The organism is Spongisporangium articulatum, from assembly GCF_044465595.1.
In the GTDB taxonomy this organism is placed as follows: Bacteria; Actinomycetota; Actinomycetes; order Actinomycetales; family Kineosporiaceae; genus Spongisporangium; species Spongisporangium articulatum.
On the sequence record NZ_JBITLV010000001.1, the window covers coordinates 508,906 to 523,977 of the forward strand.

General features: G+C 67.1%; 15 protein-coding genes and 1 tRNA gene. 5 read left to right on the forward strand and 11 right to left on the reverse strand.

Annotated elements, in window-relative coordinates; genetic code table 11:
* Positions 1-855, reverse strand: coding sequence for an SDR family NAD(P)-dependent oxidoreductase (locus ACIB24_RS02425; RefSeq protein ID WP_398274631.1), 855 nt, complete (start codon positions 853-855; stop codon positions 1-3).
* Between the two features lie 138 nt (positions 856-993).
* Here ACIB24_RS02425 and ACIB24_RS02430 point away from each other — a divergent pair, with 138 nt between their 5' ends.
* Both ACIB24_RS02430 and ACIB24_RS02435 read left to right on the forward strand, forming a co-directional pair.
* A complete protein-coding gene (locus ACIB24_RS02430; protein WP_398274634.1) occupies positions 994-1,920 on the forward strand; it encodes an enoyl-CoA hydratase/isomerase family protein in 927 nt (308 codons plus the stop codon).
* Positions 1,921-2,007: 87 nt separating this feature from the next.
* Positions 2,008-2,081, forward strand: a tRNA-Gly gene (locus tag ACIB24_RS02435).
* Positions 2,082-2,096: 15 nt separating this feature from the next.
* Here ACIB24_RS02435 and ACIB24_RS02440 read toward each other — a convergent pair.
* The 8 genes from ACIB24_RS02440 to ACIB24_RS02475 all read right to left on the reverse strand — a co-directional run bounded on the left by ACIB24_RS02440 (position 2,097) and on the right by ACIB24_RS02475 (position 9,294).
* Complete coding sequence (locus ACIB24_RS02440; protein ID WP_398274637.1) at positions 2,097-3,269, reverse strand: tyrosine-type recombinase/integrase; 1,173 nt, start codon at positions 3,267-3,269, stop codon at positions 2,097-2,099.
* Entirely contained in the window at positions 3,269-3,496 is a 228-nt protein-coding gene (locus ACIB24_RS02445) for an excisionase family DNA-binding protein (protein ID WP_398274640.1), read from the reverse strand. The genes ACIB24_RS02440 and ACIB24_RS02445 overlap by 1 nt, the downstream gene beginning before the upstream one ends.
* Positions 3,477-5,213 carry a replication initiator gene (locus ACIB24_RS02450; RefSeq protein ID WP_398274643.1) on the reverse strand — a complete coding sequence of 579 codons (1,737 nt, stop codon included), beginning with the start codon at positions 5,211-5,213 and terminating at the stop codon, positions 3,477-3,479. The genes ACIB24_RS02445 and ACIB24_RS02450 overlap by 20 nt, the downstream gene beginning before the upstream one ends.
* Before the next feature lie 110 nt (positions 5,214-5,323).
* Positions 5,324-5,542: a hypothetical protein gene (locus ACIB24_RS02455; protein ID WP_398274646.1), complete on the reverse strand. Its 219-nt coding sequence runs from the start codon at positions 5,540-5,542 to the stop codon at positions 5,324-5,326.
* Positions 5,543-5,565: 23 nt separating this feature from the next.
* A complete protein-coding gene (locus tag ACIB24_RS02460; RefSeq protein ID WP_398274649.1) occupies positions 5,566-6,522 on the reverse strand; it encodes a hypothetical protein in 957 nt (318 codons plus the stop codon).
* A gap of 336 nt (positions 6,523-6,858) precedes the next feature.
* Positions 6,859-8,397 carry a cell division protein FtsK gene (locus ACIB24_RS02465; protein WP_398274652.1) on the reverse strand — a complete coding sequence of 513 codons (1,539 nt, stop codon included), beginning with the start codon at positions 8,395-8,397 and terminating at the stop codon, positions 6,859-6,861.
* Positions 8,397-8,687, reverse strand: coding sequence for a hypothetical protein (locus tag ACIB24_RS02470; protein ID WP_398274655.1), 291 nt, complete (start codon positions 8,685-8,687; stop codon positions 8,397-8,399). The genes ACIB24_RS02465 and ACIB24_RS02470 overlap by 1 nt, the downstream gene beginning before the upstream one ends.
* A gap of 118 nt (positions 8,688-8,805) precedes the next feature.
* The gene (locus tag ACIB24_RS02475; protein ID WP_398274658.1) at positions 8,806-9,294 is read right to left on the reverse strand and encodes a hypothetical protein; all 489 of its coding nucleotides are present in this window, start codon (positions 9,292-9,294) and stop codon (positions 8,806-8,808) included.
* 157 nt (positions 9,295-9,451) lie between these two features.
* Between ACIB24_RS02475 and ACIB24_RS02480 the strand changes: the two genes are divergently transcribed.
* The 3 genes from ACIB24_RS02480 (at position 9,452) to ACIB24_RS02490 (ending at position 12,024) form a co-directional block, all read left to right on the forward strand.
* The gene (locus ACIB24_RS02480; protein WP_398274661.1) at positions 9,452-9,772 is read left to right on the forward strand and encodes a putative quinol monooxygenase; all 321 of its coding nucleotides are present in this window, start codon (positions 9,452-9,454) and stop codon (positions 9,770-9,772) included.
* The gene (locus ACIB24_RS02485) at positions 9,769-10,983 is read left to right on the forward strand and encodes a helix-turn-helix domain-containing protein (protein ID WP_398274664.1); all 1,215 of its coding nucleotides are present in this window, start codon (positions 9,769-9,771) and stop codon (positions 10,981-10,983) included. The genes ACIB24_RS02480 and ACIB24_RS02485 overlap by 4 nt, the downstream gene beginning before the upstream one ends.
* A gap of 129 nt (positions 10,984-11,112) precedes the next feature.
* Positions 11,113-12,024 (forward strand): TRADD-N-associated membrane domain-containing protein, encoded by a 912-nt coding sequence (locus ACIB24_RS02490; protein ID WP_398274667.1) that lies wholly within the window; start codon positions 11,113-11,115, stop codon positions 12,022-12,024.
* Between the two features lie 516 nt (positions 12,025-12,540).
* Here ACIB24_RS02490 and ACIB24_RS02495 read toward each other — a convergent pair.
* Both ACIB24_RS02495 and ACIB24_RS02500 read right to left on the reverse strand, forming a co-directional pair.
* On the reverse strand, positions 12,541-13,194 hold the full coding sequence (locus ACIB24_RS02495) for a hypothetical protein (RefSeq protein WP_398274670.1): 654 nt from the start codon (positions 13,192-13,194) through the stop codon (positions 12,541-12,543).
* Between the two features lie 448 nt (positions 13,195-13,642).
* Entirely contained in the window at positions 13,643-14,422 is a 780-nt protein-coding gene (locus ACIB24_RS02500) for a TIGR04255 family protein (RefSeq protein ID WP_398274673.1), read from the reverse strand.
* Positions 14,423-15,072: the final 650 nt, after the last annotated feature.

Sequence of the window (15,072 nt, forward strand, 5' to 3'; positions counted from 1 at the left end):
TCAGCGGGTCTCCTTGTCGATGCGCTTCATCATCCAGCCGAAGATGGCCTGCTGGACGAACTCGCCGTACCCCGAGTTCAGCACCGGCCGGCCGGTGTTCATCCAGCCCGACGAGCGCGGCACGTGCCGCTTGCGGGCCCGCTTCTCGACCATGTCGGCCATCACCTCGCCGATCTCCTCCGGGCTGAGGGTCAGCCCGATCAACCCGACCGGCCCCGGGATCCGACCGAACGGCGCCAGTCGCTTGCGGGTCTGGGCGAACGTCGGCATGGCCGCCTCGCCGGTGTGCAGGAGGGCCGTATCGGCGAACCACGGGTGAACGGCACCGATGGTGACCCCCAGGTGCGCGGTCTCCATGCGCAGGGTGTGCGCCATGCTCTCGATGCCCGCCTTGCTGGCCGCGTAGGCAGTCTGGCCACCCAGACCGACGGAGGACGCGATGGAGGACATCAGCAGGATGTACCCCTTCGACGCCTCGAGCGCCGGCCAGAAGGCGTGCAGCGTGCGGTAGGAGCCGATCAGGTTGGTCTCGATGATGGTGGCGAACGTCTGGTCGGCGGCGGGCGACCGCACCGTCCCGGGCAGGTTCAGGCCGGCGTTCACGACCAGGCTGTCGACCTGACCGAACCGGTCGAGGACCTGCTTGGCGGCGGCCGCCGTCGACTCGGAGTCCGTGACGTCGGCGACGAACCACGCGGCGCGACTGCCGAGTTCGGCCGTCACGTCGGCCAATGCCGCCTTGTCACGACCGAGGAGAGCTACCGTCGCCCCCCGGGCGTGCAGTGCACGGGCCGCGGCGGCCCCGATACCTCGAGAGGCACCGGTGACTACGACGGTCTGGCTTGTCAGCGACATGACACCGCTCCCTCTTGCGGAGATCGAACTCGGACCAGTACTGATGAGTAACGACGAGGGATTGTGACACGAAGCACAGGGTCAGCGGAAAGGGTGGCAATGGGGCGTTTCATCCTCCGCCGGCAGGATCGGGTTCTGGTGGCCGTGTACGACCGGCCGCCGCACGGGTTCCTCGACGACGCCGGCGTCCAAGAACTCGAGGCCCTGGTCCGTCGCGCGGACCGGGACCCGGAGATCGGCGCGGTGGTCCTGACCGGCGCGCGCTCGGCGTCCGGCAGCCACTTCATCACCCACTTCGACGTCGCGGAGCTGACCGAGCTCGCCGAGACCCGTGCGCCGCGGTTGGGGCCGCGGATGGCGCACCTGGCGGCCTGGGCCGGGCTCATCCTGACTGCTACGGGGGCCGGGCGAGCCGTCGCCGCCCGATCAGGCCCGGTCGGACGTTCGCTGGTCACGCTGAGCCGGCTGCACCGGATCATCCGCGACATGCACGCCTCGTCCGTCGTGTGGATCGCGGCGATCAACGGCCCCTGCCTGGGCGGGGGGCTGGAGATGGCCCTGAACTGCGACATCCGGATCGCCTCGGACTCCCCCGACGTCCGGTTCGGCCAGCCGGAGATCCTCGGCGGCATCCTCCCCGGCGCCGGCGGCACCCAGAACCTCACCCGGATGCTGGGCACGGCCCGGGCCGTGCACCTGCTCCTGGACGGCGGGCAGCTGAGCGCCGAGGAGGCCCTCGCCGCCGGGCTGGTCAGCTCGGTCGTGCCGGACGACGAACTCGCGGCCGTCGCCGAAGGCCTCGCGCACCGGATGGCGGCCCGCCCGCCCGCCGCGGTGGCGGCGATCAAGCGGGCCGTCTACGTGGGAGCGGCCCGCACCGCGCAACGCGGACGGATCGTGGAGGCCGGTGGCCTGATCTCGGCCGGGAAGACCCGGCTGACGGCCCGTCTGGCGCGACGGTTGCTCGACGACCTCGAGCGCACCGGCCGCCCGCCGTTCCTCGCGGACCCACAGCTCTGGGAATCGGGCACCCTCGTCCGGGAGCTGGCCACCGACGAGGTCTGACGACCCGCCCGAGGCTTGATAGGGTGTGTGGGCCCGACCGGGACGAGACGCCTCAATTTCGGTGTTTCCGCTGGTCAGGCGCCATATGCGGGTGTAGTTCAATGGTAGAACATCAGCTTCCCAAGCTGACAGTGCGAGTTCGATTCTCGTCACCCGCTCCACCGTTCCACCGCAGGTCAGGCGGGTTCTGACCGGTCATCCCGACTGCCTTCCTCTTCCGAGGTGGGCTTGTCGTGCCCGTTGCGTGCCCGATCGGATGCGGGGATCAGTTCCGAGAGCCGGTCGGCGATGAGCCGGTCGCGGGTCGAGTTCGTGTGGATGTAGATCAGCGCGGCCCGGGTGCTGGCGTGTCCCATCCGGGCCATCAGGTCGGGCAGAGTCGCGCCGGACTGAGCGACCAGGGTGTTGCCGGTGTGCCGTAGGTCGTGGAAGTGCACGCCCTCGATCCCGGCGGCCTGGAGCGCGTTGCGCCAGTACTTCTGGAAGTTGCTCCGTCGCAGGGTCGCGCCCTTGGGCCCGACGAAGACGAAGGCGTCGGGACGGTCGCCGGTGAATTCGTCGAGGTGGGCGATGACGTCGGCGAGCATCGCGCCGGGGATGCCGACGACGCGGCGCCCGGCGGTGGTCTTGGGCTCCTTGAAGATTAGCGAGCCGTCGCCCAGCTCGACCAGGCTGCGCCGCACGTGCAAGAGCCCCTTGTCGACGTCGACGGCCCCCCGGGTGAGCGCGCCCAGCTCGCCGAAGCGGAGCGAGCAGAAGGTGGCCAGCAGGATCATGAGCCGGAACCGATCGGGCATGGCGTCGGCGATCGAGTAGACCTCGGGCACCGTGAGTACCGGGCGCTCTGGCGAGCGTTCGACCGAGGCACCCTTGATCTGGCAGGGGTTCGACCGGATCACCCGATCATCGACGGCCGTTTGCATGATCGTGCGTAGCAGCCGGTACGCCTTGGCCACCGTCACCGGCCCGAGGCCACCGTCGAGCAGCGTCGCCCGCCACGTTCGGACGCGGGCGGGGGTGAGGTCGGCCAGCGGGAGATCACCCAGGCCCGGACGGATGTGCAGCCGGACCAGGCCCTCATAGAGCTGCTTCGTCTTCGGCGTCAGACCCGGACGCTCCTTCACCCACCGAGCCGCGAAGTCCCCGAGCGTCGTCCGGCCCGCCTCCGGGTCGATCCACTCCCCGGTGCGTAGCTCGGCCTCGCGGTCAGCCAGCCAGATCGTGGCGTCGGTCTTGTTGCTGAAAGTCTCCGGCGCGGGCCGGTCGATGCCGTCGGGACCGAGGTAGCGGGCCTGCCAGCGACCGGACGGCAGCTTGCGGACGCGACCGAAGCGCCTCTTGCTCGGCACTAGGCAGCCCTCCCCCGGGCCCGCTGGTCACGGCGTGGGGTGGGTTCGACGGTGCCGGTGGCGATGTATTCGATCAGCGCGGATTCGGGGATCCGCACGTGGCGGCCGAGGCGCACGAACCGGATGCGTCGTTCGGCGATGAGTCGGCGCGGGAATCGGGGGCCGGTGCCGAGTAGCTCTCCGGCCTGGTCGACGCTGAGCAGGGGGTCACGGCTGTTCTGTTCCATGGATGGCGCTCCTTCCGTGGTCGGGGTTGAGAGGTGTTGCTGAAAGAAGTTCGGGGGGTGGTGGTTTGCCGTCGCGGGCGGCTTCGTAGGCGGCGCGCCATCCGGAGCGTTGGGCGATCGCGGTGAGCAGCCGGTGCGCCAGCGGTGGGATGGGTGTGTTGCGTTCGACGGGTGCCCACGAGTAGCGGTCGCGGGTCTTGTCCCGAGGCCGAGCGGAATCGGCAGGTGCCTTGTTGTCGTCCTCCTGGTCCGCAACGACGCCGAGGGTGGCGAGGACCCAAGCGCGGCGGTCGTGCCGGTGGTCGGCCAACGTCTTGCCGGTCCATTTGCGGGAGACCAGGATTCGCCGCCCGGCGTAGCCGAGGTACTCGGACTTGTGGGCTTTGGAGCGGCAGCCGCCGGGGGTCATGCCTGCGTGGGCGCCGCGGGGTTGGATGCCGTAGCGCAGCCAGTTCGCACAGCCCGGCCCGCACGGTTCGACCTTCGCCACCGCGGCGAGCCGGGCCAGGTGAGCACGCTGGCGGGCGGCGTTCGGGTCGGTGTCGTCGATGGCGTGGGCGTCGGACATGGCCTTGGTCAGATACTTGGCCAGGTAGCCGATCCGGCGTTCGCTGTCGGGGGTTCCGGCGAGCAGGCCCTGAAGGTCGACCTGGGCGCCGAAGCGCAGGACGTGGAACGGCTGCGCGGCGAGCTCGGGGGCACTGAGCTCGTCGGCCAGGTCGTCGGCGTGATCCAGCTCAGCCAGCGCGTCAGCCCACGAAGTGAGCGGCACGCCCGTGGCCGGGTCGACATACCCGGCCAGGTCGTCGTCCCAGACGGGCGGGTTGTCGTCGTCGTGGACGGGTGAGCCGGTGGTGGGCCACCACACCTGCCGGTAGGTGGCCGCGACGACCTGGCGGACGAGGGCGCGCGGGATGGTGCCCCGGATGGCGAAGTGCGCGTGAGGGGCGAGCCGTCGTTGGGGTTCGACGGTGGCGAAGTACTGGACCTCGAACCCCGCGACCCGGCGTAGGTTCTGCACCAGCCGGTCGAGCAGCCCGGCGAACCCAAAGGAGTCGCGGACCTGCCGCACGTAGTCGTAGGAGTCGGCGTCCCTGGGTGTGCCGTCGGTGTTCACCTTCCCGTAGCTGGGGAGGGTGACGGTCATGAACATCGAGGGCCGGAACACCTCCCCGTCCCGACCGAGGAAGGTGCGTCCGAGGGTGGTCGCTTCCATCGGCCGTTTCGGCAGGTCGGGCACGTCGGTGCGGCGCCGGGTGGAGCGAGTGGCCCGCTGGACCTTGGCCGGGTCGACCTGACCGCGGACACCGGCGTGGCGGAGGGCGGCGTCGACGTCGGTTAGCGCTTCGGAGTGGGCGAGGGCTTCCAGCTCATCCCCCGCGCTCAGGGCGTGGTCCCTGGCGGCGGTGATATCGGCCCGCTCCACCATCAGCGCCTGCTGGACGTCGTTCGGCGCGTCGGGGGTGAGGTCGGGTTCCTCGACCAGGTGCCAGCCCTCCCGGCACTGATGGACCCGCAACCGCCGGGCCCGCTCAGCACAGGACGGGCACTTAGACGCCAGGGTCGCCCCGCAGGGGACGTCGACGTAGGACAAGGCGCCGGTGGTGGTGTCGGTGACCTGCATCGGCACGGGCCGGATGCACACGCCGTGGGAGACCGCGACCGCTTCGACGACGTCCTGAGCTAGGGGCATCTTGGCCCGCTCGACCCGTGACATCCGCCCCGAAGCACGGTGCAGGGCTTCACTGCTCTCACGAACCTGCTCGGGAGTCGGACCCGTCGAAGCGACTGGAGTGGTTGTGGTGCGGGGGTTCTCGTCGAGGGCGGTCACGCGGCCTCGTCCTCCATGAACTCGGGCTGATGGTCGGGGTGGTCGGTGAAGTCGTGGCGTTGGGCGGCGGTGTCGGCGGCTTCCGGCGTGGAGGTGGTGACGGTCCAGAGGCAGCCCGGCCGGAGGCAGTCGGCCGCCCATAGGCCGGTGGAGCCGACCAGCACCCACCCCGGGGAAGAGAGGCGGGTGCCGGTCGGATCGGTGGTGTCGTCCATCGGTCGTCGAGCCGTCGGGTGGTTCAGCGGCCGGGGACGTAGCCGGGCACGTGCCCGTTGCTGCTGGCCTGGTGGTCGCGCAGGACCTCCCGGTTGTAGGCGGCCCCGGCCCGCTGCCCCGCGTACTCCGGATCCACGTACGGCTCGCTGTAGGGCTCGGAGTAGCCGAGGTCGTCGGCCTCCTGCGGGGTGTGCCAGGACACCGGCTGGTCACCGTCCTTCACCCCGACCATCCCCACGCGGGAGTCGCTCGGGGCGGGCTCGGGCTGAGCGACCGGAGCCTGAGCGGGAGCGGTCTGGGCCTGCTGAACCGGCTGGACCTGGGCCGGGATCTGAGCAGGCTGGGAAGGGGTGAGGGCGCGCAGCTGGGGCACGGCGTCCTCGACCGCGAGGCCCCGGTCCCGCCGGACCGGCACCGGGAGTTCCTTCGGCTGGGGCCGGGTGTGGATGATGCCGAGCTTCATCGCGTCGTCCGCGCCGAGGGTCCGGTCGATGAGCGCGAACTTCTTGGCCTCCCACGCGGCGCCGAAGAACCGCAGCCACAGCGCGGGCTCGATCGTGGCGGCAGGCTGGGCGACGGTTCCGGCGGCGCGGCCGCGGAGGCGGAAGAAGCGCCGCATTTCGATCACCCACAAGGTGATGGCCGCGATGGGGGCCATAGCCATGACGACGCCGAACAGGACGCCCTTGCCTTCCTGGATCGCTGCGGTGAACTGCACCCCCGCGGCCAGGAGCGCGATGAGGGTGATCCCCAAGTTGAAGGGGAACGGGCTGTCGCCGTCCTGGGCGACCTTCACGGCGTGGATGCCGAGGCCGACGGCGAACAGTTCGAGGATGGCGATGCTGATGACGCCGATGAAGCCGGGCGCGTGCCCGATCTCGGTCATCATCGTGTAGAGGCCCCACCCACCGACGACGGCTGCGAGGCTGCCGAGGGCGAGCATGATCGGGTTGAGCCGGATGTTCAGGTTGCTGTTCATGACGGGTGTTCCTTCCTGATCGGTTGTGCTGTTGGGTGTCGGGATGACGTGGACGGGGTGGAGCGGGTGGTTCGGTCCGTGGTGGCGGCACTGGCAGCAGTCGCGGCCGGTCCCGAAGGTGCTTTCGGTGCTCCTTGCGGTCGGGGCGGTGTTGAACGTCGTGGGCGGCGTGGCGCGGTGCGTGATGGGCGACTACGGGCGAGCAGGTGGAGATCTCGCGTGGGCCGCCGTTTTGGTTCTGCTGGTCGTGGGTTTGAGTCACCCGGCTGTAGCCCGCTTCGGGCAGCGACGAGCACAAGCCCGAGCCCAGCGACAATCAGGTCGAGCAGTTGGCGGTCAGGCTCCCGGCGGTGAGTCCGACTCGATCCCCGACACGGGCCGCTGACCCGGCAGCCCCGACCCGGCGGTCCTGTCCCGTGCGGCGAGGTCGATGACCCGAGCACCCGGTGAGACCGGCGCAGGGGCGGGCCAGCGGGTGGCCATGTCGGTGATGTCGTCGTCGCTGATCCAGGAGAACCGGACCCGCACCGGTTCGTTGGCGCTCTCGGTGCGGACGTAGCCGACGCCGGGCAGGGTGTCGGGGATCAGGTGACAGGCGGCGCCGAGGTCTTGGGCGCCGTCGCCGAGGACCATGTCGGTGTGGGAGTCCTCCGCCAACCTGAGGGCGATGCGGGTGGGGAACAGATCCCGGAACGGGAGCGTCTCCTTGCGGGGGTCCTGCAGGGACGCGATGACGGAGAACCCGGGTGCCCGGCCCTGCGACAATAGCAGCGAGAGCGCGGCTTTGACGCGGTCGCGGATCTTCCGGTCGGGGTGGTAGGCGGTCAGGAACGCGACCTCGTCGATCACGATCACCTCGCACGGGTCATCCACGGTCGGGACGTGCTTACGGAGTCCGGCGTCGCGTAGCCGCTTGGCGCGGGCGGTCATCCGGTCGGCGGCGGCCTCGATGACCTGAGCCATCTGTTCGCCGTCCTGGTCGCCGTAGTAGGCGAACAAGGCCCGGCCGGGATACAGCTCCATCCCGCCCTTCGGGTCCAGCCCGGTCACGCAGACCAGGCCGGAGGCGATGCCGGGGCCGAGGGCCCGCAGAATCGACCACTGCACCGAGCCCTTCCCGGCGCCGGTCTTCCCGGCGATCAGCTTGTGATCCCCCAGCAGCGGCACCCGATACACCTCCCCCGCCTCGGTCAAGCCCACGGGCAGGGACAGCAAATCCGGCACGGCCGAGATCCGCTCGATCGGGGTCGCGGGAATCGGGCGGGTGAGTGGGTCTTTCGCGAACACCCGCAGCTCCACAAGACCCGGTGCCGTCTCCACGACCGTGAGCCGGTGGGCGCGGAAGGCGTGGCGTAGGCCCTCGGCTTGGGTGTGGAAGTCCTCCGGGGTGTGGCCGTGGATCAACCGCAGCCCGATCGTGTCCACCACCCGCGTCGACGACACCGACGTCACGGTCGGGGTGTAGATGGTGCGGTCCGGGGTCGTCCGGGTGAGACCGGTTCCGTGCATCACCGGATACCAGACCAGCCGGTAGAAGGTCAGCCACCGCCACCAACCCCGCACCGGCCTGACCACCCGCCGGTCGAAGGTCGCGGGTGACCTCCACAGCCAGGCGGTAAGCGACAGCATGGTCAGGCCGAGGACGCCGAGCAGGCCCTGGCGGCCGAACTCGACCCAGACCAACGCGACCGCGAACAGAGCGGCCGTGGTCAGCGGATGCCGCCACAAGGTGCGGACCAGCCGGGCAGCGAGGCGGGCGAGTCGCTTGACCGAGGCCGACAGGGCCAGAGCCCAGAACGGGATCACGGCCCGCTGCTTGGCGAAAATGCCATCGTTGGTGAGGTCTTCGGCGCGGGTGCCGTTGATGAACTGCATCAGGCCGCACCCCCACCCTGAGCCACGGGGCGGGCCGTGAAGCTGATGAACCGGCCGCCCTGGCCCCGCAGCGGCAACGTCTGGAGGCCGATGCACTCCGGGCACTGCCCGTGGACCAGTCGGGACGACAGCTCCGGGTCACCGCAGGTGCGGCACTTCCGCAACCGCGGGCCAGCCACCGCCGATCGGGCGGCACGAGCCGGGCGGGCCGCGCGGACGGTCGACACCGGGGTCGGGATCAGCAGGTCATCCAGACCAGTGCCGATGTCGGGTTTACTCTTTCGGGGCATGGCGAAGCTCCCTCGTGAACTTTGAGCGGTGAGCGAGAAACCGAGCTATTCGTGATGTGCGGCCCCCGGCCCGGCGGCAACCAGGCCGGGGGCTCCCTCCACTACCGGGAGGGACCAGTCAGGCGGCGGACGCCTGCCCGCCCGAACGACCCTGCCCCGGACCCCGAGGGGCCGAGGTTGCCGAACCAGCGGGGGCCCTGCCCGCACCGTCCTGACCGGACGCACCGATAGAGGCGGCGCTTAGGCCGGTGGCGCGCATCGAGTACGCCAGCCGCGCACGGCCCCGGCCCTCGTCGATGTACGGGGTGATCGTCATCCCCGAGAACGCGATCGGTCGCAGCCCGGAGCCGGGCACGATCTCCGGGGGAAGCTCCGGCATGTACGGGGCCAGGAGCTTCACCTTGACCTCCTTCACCCGCGCCTCCGGGTCCCGGTCGATGCACGTCACCGACCAGACCAGCGAACCCGTCTGCTTGTCCTTGGACGGCGTACGCGCCCGGGTCTTCTCGTCGAAGTCCTGCGCCTGATCCACGCTCATCGCGTACAGACCGTGCGGGAACACCTCATCCATCGACACCGCGAACCGGTGCCCACCCTGCAGAGCCATCGCTCTCTCCCTGTCTTCTTGCGGTCGGTTATGACCCGATCCGCTCTAGTAACGAAGCTACCCGCAGAATCTCTGCGGGTCAACAGTTCTACTGCGTGTCTTACAGATCGACTAAAGTTTCAGCTAACGGTGCAGTTCAAGTGGGTAGGAGTGACTGATGTTGGGTTTCGGACTGGTAGTTCGGTTCACGATCAAGGCCGGACGCATGGCCGAGTTCGACGCGCTGGTCGAGCGCACCCTGACCGGCATCCGCGCCCACGAGCCCGGAACGCTGATCTACGCCTCGCACGCCGTCGACGGCAGCCCGGACGTGCGGGTGTTCTACGAGCTGTACCGCGACCGCGACGCCTTCGAGACCCACGAGCAGCAGCCTCACACGCGCGAATTCCTCGACCAGCGAAGCGAATTCGTCGAGAGCTTCGAGGTGACGTTCCTGGAGGCCGTCGACGTCAAGAGCACCGCCTGGGGCGCTCAGTGAGCAGTCTCGGAGAGCGCGTCTCGGAGTACCGTGCCCGCCGCGGGATGTCGCAGCGCGAACTCGCTACCGAGGTCGGCCGGTCTGAAAGCTGGGTTTCCCAGGTAGAGCGTGACGTCCTCCAGGTCGAGCGCGTCCCGGTCCTCCAGGCACTAGCCGACGCCCTCGGCGTCACGGTCCGGGACCTACGACCCGACGCGGCTGCCCTCCCGCACACCAGCAGCGAGCACAAGGTCAGCGACCTCGAGGCACTGCGCATGGTCATCACCGGACACCCCGCCCCGACCCTGGTCCTGGCGCCCCCACGCCAGCTCTCCGCCGACCTGGACGACCTCACCCGCCGCGTCGCCGACGCCTGGACCCTGACCCACGCCTCAGCGTTCAGCGAAGCGAACGCCGTCCTCGTCGAACTCGTCCCCGACCTCGAAGCAGCGTGGCGGCAGGCCAAGCGCGGACAACGCCAGCAGCTCGCACGACTCCTCGCCGACGCCTACCAAGCCGCATCCTCAGCCTTCGCGCGGCTCGAAGAGGCCGACGCGGCATGGGTCGCCGCCGACCGGGCCGTGACCGTCGCCGAGCTGGGCGGAGACCCGCTCGGAGCCCTCTCCGGGCTCTTCCGGATGGCGCACGCCTTCATCACCCTCCAGCGACTCGACCAGGCCGAACACGTCGCCCAGACCGGCATCGACGCCCTCGCCGAGACCGCCGAGTCAGACACCGCCACCCCTGAACAACTCTCCGTCTACGGCGCCCTCCACCTCGTGCGAGCGATCGTCTACGCCCGCGCCGGCCAACGCGCCCAGGCCCACGACATGCTCGAAGCCGCCCGCCGAATCGGCCAGCGACTCGGCGAAGACCGCAACGACTACGAGACCGAATTCGGCCCCACGAACGTCGAGCTACACGCCATCGCCGTAGCCGCCGACCTCGGCGACGCAGGCCAAGCCCTCGACATCGCCGCCAACGTCGACCCCTCCGCCCTGTCTGCGGAGCGCCAGTCCCGGTTCTACATCGACGTGGCCCGCGCTCACACCCAGCGACGCCATACCGGCGAAGCACTCAACGCGCTTCTCCAGGCTGAGGCCCAGGCTCCCGAGCAGACCTACACCCACGTCCTTGCCCGCCAGCTCATCCGCGACCTACTCGCCCTCGCAGGACGCCGCGCACCCGAAGAGCTGGTCGAGCTTGCTCGGCGTTCGGCGGCGCTGCCCTAAGTGCCTCTGCCAGATTTGCCTAGGCGGTTCCAGAAGCGGGAAGGCACTTGAACCTAGGCCAAGGAGCAAGATGTCTTATGGGCGCGGATTAGACACGCACGGCAAGCTGATACAGCTAGTCTCTAGCCCATGGACAACGGGGATGAGGCAGCGAACGAGGATCCCGATCGATCCGACGTAGATACCTACTATCATTTGTCATTGGCCGAAAGGCGCCTGATGTGGCGCAATTCTCCCGAGTTCACGGAAAGCCGCGCCATCGTTCGCAAAATACTTATTGCGGCCGCTGCCCTTGGCATCACCGTCGGTGGCGTGAGTGGACTCTTGATACCACTGTCCGAACCTCAGCCTAAACCCGTTGATTGGATCTTCGGCCCACTCGTAGGAATCCTCGTTGGCATCCTGGTCGCCGAGTACCTCGCCTCCGCGGTCGCGGTGGCCATCCGTAACCGTTTCCGGAGGAATTTCCGTGACGGTCTTATGCTAGGCGTTGCCCAATCCCAGCTTCAGCGGGCAGATGAGCGGGTTGCAGAAGGGGCCACCGACTTTGGGTCACTATGGGAGGCCACTCAGAAGCGCCTCGATTACTACCATCAAATTGCGACATCACAAGCGCGCAGAAGTTTCATCTACGGACAAGTGGCAGCCGGACTGGGATTTGTAGTCGTGCTCATTTCAGCCATCCTTGCCACTCTTGCCGATTCGACGGCGTCCGCGGTATCGGCTGGAATTACAGGCATTTCCGGTGGCGGGCTTGGAGCCTTCATAGGTACGACTTTTATGCGCTCACAGGAAGCGGCCTCACAGCAACTACGGGACTACTTCGCCCAACCTCTCGAATTCTCAAGAATGCTCGCCGCAGAAAGACTCCTGGACAAATTGAGCGGCCAAGATAAGGCAGAGGCAACAGTTGCCATTATTCGCTCTATGACGGGCGAGGTTTCGGCGGCAACTCCTCAGAACAAAGCCAGGCCGCGGACTGGACCGAAGAAGCCAAGAAATCAGGACCAGGCACCCGAAAGAACATCAGCAGAGCAGTAGCCGCCCATTCAGCCATTTGGAACGAGACCAAGTCCAATAGCGATAGCTGCTGAATTGACCTCTTAGACATCAAGGGCCGCGCTGCGCGCGGCCTCCCGCCGGGCGCGGCCCGGCGGGGCCCCCCGAGACCTCCGGCCCCGGACCCCACCGGGCGCGCCGGGCGGAAGAGGGAGTGAGGGGCGGCGGGGATTTCTGAAGTCGTGGGGTCGTGTGGGTGGCTGGGTTGGGGGACCCCGGTTGGTGCGGCCCGCGCGGGAGTTCGCAGTTAGTTGGTTAGGGGTGACGCGCGAGGCCGGATCACCGAGGGTGCCGGGGCTCGCCTTCCGGTATCACGCCCGGACTCACCGTCCAGCCCCAAGCAGCTTCGTCAAGTGATGCAGGGACGTGCTCCGCACCTGCGGATGACCGGCTTCCAGCGTCGGGGGCCTGGACCGCGAGCCTCCCCGGGCGCGACACCTCCGCTGCGACGGCAGGCCGGGAACACCACCGGCCAGCCGCCACAACCCAGCTTGCGAATCAGGCTGACTCTGCATCAGAAGCAAGCCTCTGCCAGGGAAAGGCTTCCGGGGCGGGGTCCATCCGGGCGGAATAGTGTTCAAATTCTTCGCGATTAAGGGGGTACCACTCATCATAGGGATACCTGCGGTAAAATTCTGCGATGCGTTCGCGGAAATGACTTGCGGCTACTTCATTCAGGCGCCCAACGCGTCGGGTAGGAATCATCCGCAATATATCTTCTAACTCAATTGAGAGCACCACGCGCAGGTCTGCTGCACTTCTCTCCTCAATCTTGAATCCAGGATCGGGAGGAAGATAAAACCATTTCTGATTCTTGCGCGCCTGCTGCGTTATGAGGCGAACCCATTTCTTTGGAGTGTCCGTTTGGGCATTACCATCGCCTTCAACGTCATGAAAAGGTCGAATCTCGCAGAAGCTAATATCATTTGCTCGGGTAGCATCACAATCTTGACTTGTAACAATCGCATTCACTGATCGGAGAGTAACCACAGCCTGGACTTCATCCTGACCCAGCGATTGCCAGTCTGCATGTTCGATCCCCGCATCACTAAAGATAGCCAAGTCACCGAGAGATACTTCGACCCGGGGAACACCTACGAAGATATCGCCCTGCCTTACCGGCTCCCCCGGATCTACCGGCTCATAGATCACTCTCCGGTACCCCATCCATCTAAATACTCGCTCATCTTGGCCTCCCTAATGGCCAATGCTCGTCGGCGAGCCTGGGCCCGTTGGGAGGCGCGAGCGGCGAGGCGACGTGCCTGAGTGAGAGTCAGGGGACGACGTTGAGCACGAGCCAGGCTACTAAGTTGCAGCCCCTCGACACTTCGAGATCCGTAGACAGACTCCACAGCTGGAACGGTCGACACGGGAAGCGGACTGCTTAACGCCGAGCCTGCAAGGAGCAACCCGATGGCCCTAAGCGCCAACGGCGGGCGCTTCGGGTTCGACCGGCGAGTAACCGGCTCATCAAAAACGGGGACGACCTGCCCGACCGTCGTAGGCGCCTCAATCTGCATCCCCCCGCCCAGGAGCCGAAGGATGCTGCCGTCTTGGACGACCGCTGTGTCGATGAGGACGGAACCGAGGCTCGTTGCGCTCAACCTAGGACCTCCTGATCAAGCTTGCGAAAGCCATCGAGGAGTTCACCATCTATGAGAGCAAAGAACCATGTCTCGATGCTCTGATGAGCAGAATCGAGCCAATTTCCGACTTCATCAAGATCTGGCATTAGATCCGAATCCGAGCACACAACTTGCAATTCCAAGCCAATGATAGGTTGGCCTTGATTTATGCCTGATCCAACACCGATGACACCGGAACTTCCATAAGCATCGTCGACATCAGGCGCGAAAGTAAGAGTCGCCTTGCTCGATGCGGGCTGAAAGACCGCAGGCAGCGATACAGAGATATGGAGCTTCTCCGCGAGAAACTTCATCCCAGGCTCGTCGGCGGAGTTTGGTATCGAGTTGATGAAACGCAGCATCAAGTTATTGGGGCGAAGCGGGGATTCAACATGGCGCGAATACGCGTCACGCAAGTCAGCCACGACGCGTGCCGCCCTCTCCGCAAAAATTTCCCATGAGTACTCGGACGTGAAGTTGAGCGAAACAATTCCTGGCCCCACCTGCACTACCGGCCATTGATTTGGACCCGTCCGGAAGCGATGTTTGACCACATATGGGGTCATGTCATCAGGGAAATCTGCGGCAGGTAGCCGTTCATAGTGTGGGTAAAGGTCTTTGACACGTTCCTGGAAAGAGCCGACCATCAAGGGGAACCCAGGATCACGAAGGTTCCCCTCAACCTCGCTGGGCTGCAGCGCCCAGCGGATCTCCAAGAGGGCCTCCACCAGGGGCTTCTGGGGAAGCTGCTCCATGGTCGACTCGATTCCCTTCATAGGTGGGCCAGAACATCGTTGTCCAACGAGATCATAGCTGGGTCAGCTTGGATGAGAGATGAGAAGCTTCGCCTCACGTGGCGAAGCGGTGAGCACACCCCTCGACGGGGCCTCACCCCAGAAGCAAGGCGGCAGGCCGCATGCTCAGTGGAGGCGTCGCCGGGCCCCCGAAAATCAGCGCGGACCACTCTGGGATCCTCGACAGCCGAGCGTCACACGTGCCCGTTCCGTGCCCGATCGAGCGGTCATCAACGGTCAACTTCGGCCGATAGCGGACCCCGCCACTCACCCCGGGCGTGCTCGGTTCCTTGTCCCTGACCCGAAGCAAGCTTGTTCCCAAGCTGACAGTGCGAGTTCGATTCTCGTCACCCGCTCCAACTGCGAAAGGCCCCTCCACGCACTTCGGAGGGGCCTTTCGCAGTTCTATCGGCCCGCCGAGAATCGGGAGGAGGTCTCGACGTGCTGAGGGACGAAGCACTTCGAGACCGACGGCTCTCGTCACCCGCTCCAACGCGGCTAGGTCCGCACCGGGCCGCCTTCACAGGTCGAGCGACCCGGGGTGGGCCGGATCAGCGACCGGTGTCCGGCGCCGCGTCCGAGTCGCCGCCTGGCGCCTGAGAATCGTTACG

What these genes read in the sequence shown, in the direction of transcription:
- ACIB24_RS02480 (WP_398274661.1), top strand. Translation starts at nt 9,452, where the DNA reads ATGTTGGGTTTCGGACTGGTAGTTCGGTTCACGATCAAGGCCGGACGC.
- ACIB24_RS02460 (WP_398274649.1), bottom strand. Translation starts at nt 6,522, where the DNA reads ATGAACAGCAACCTGAACATCCGGCTCAACCCGATCATGCTCGCCCTC.
- ACIB24_RS02475 (WP_398274658.1), bottom strand. Translation starts at nt 9,294, where the DNA reads ATGGCTCTGCAGGGTGGGCACCGGTTCGCGGTGTCGATGGATGAGGTG.
- ACIB24_RS02455 (WP_398274646.1), bottom strand. Translation starts at nt 5,542, where the DNA reads ATGGACGACACCACCGATCCGACCGGCACCCGCCTCTCTTCCCCGGGG.
- ACIB24_RS02490 (WP_398274667.1), top strand. Translation starts at nt 11,113, where the DNA reads ATGGACAACGGGGATGAGGCAGCGAACGAGGATCCCGATCGATCCGAC.
- ACIB24_RS02470 (WP_398274655.1), bottom strand. Translation starts at nt 8,687, where the DNA reads ATGCCCCGAAAGAGTAAACCCGACATCGGCACTGGTCTGGATGACCTG.
- ACIB24_RS02500 (WP_398274673.1), bottom strand. Translation starts at nt 14,422, where the DNA reads ATGGAGCAGCTTCCCCAGAAGCCCCTGGTGGAGGCCCTCTTGGAGATC.
- ACIB24_RS02425 (WP_398274631.1), bottom strand. Translation starts at nt 855, where the DNA reads ATGTCGCTGACAAGCCAGACCGTCGTAGTCACCGGTGCCTCTCGAGGT.
- ACIB24_RS02445 (WP_398274640.1), bottom strand. Translation starts at nt 3,496, where the DNA reads ATGGAACAGAACAGCCGTGACCCCCTGCTCAGCGTCGACCAGGCCGGA.
- ACIB24_RS02465 (WP_398274652.1), bottom strand. Translation starts at nt 8,397, where the DNA reads ATGCAGTTCATCAACGGCACCCGCGCCGAAGACCTCACCAACGATGGC.
- ACIB24_RS02450 (WP_398274643.1), bottom strand. Translation starts at nt 5,213, where the DNA reads ATGTCACGGGTCGAGCGGGCCAAGATGCCCCTAGCTCAGGACGTCGTC.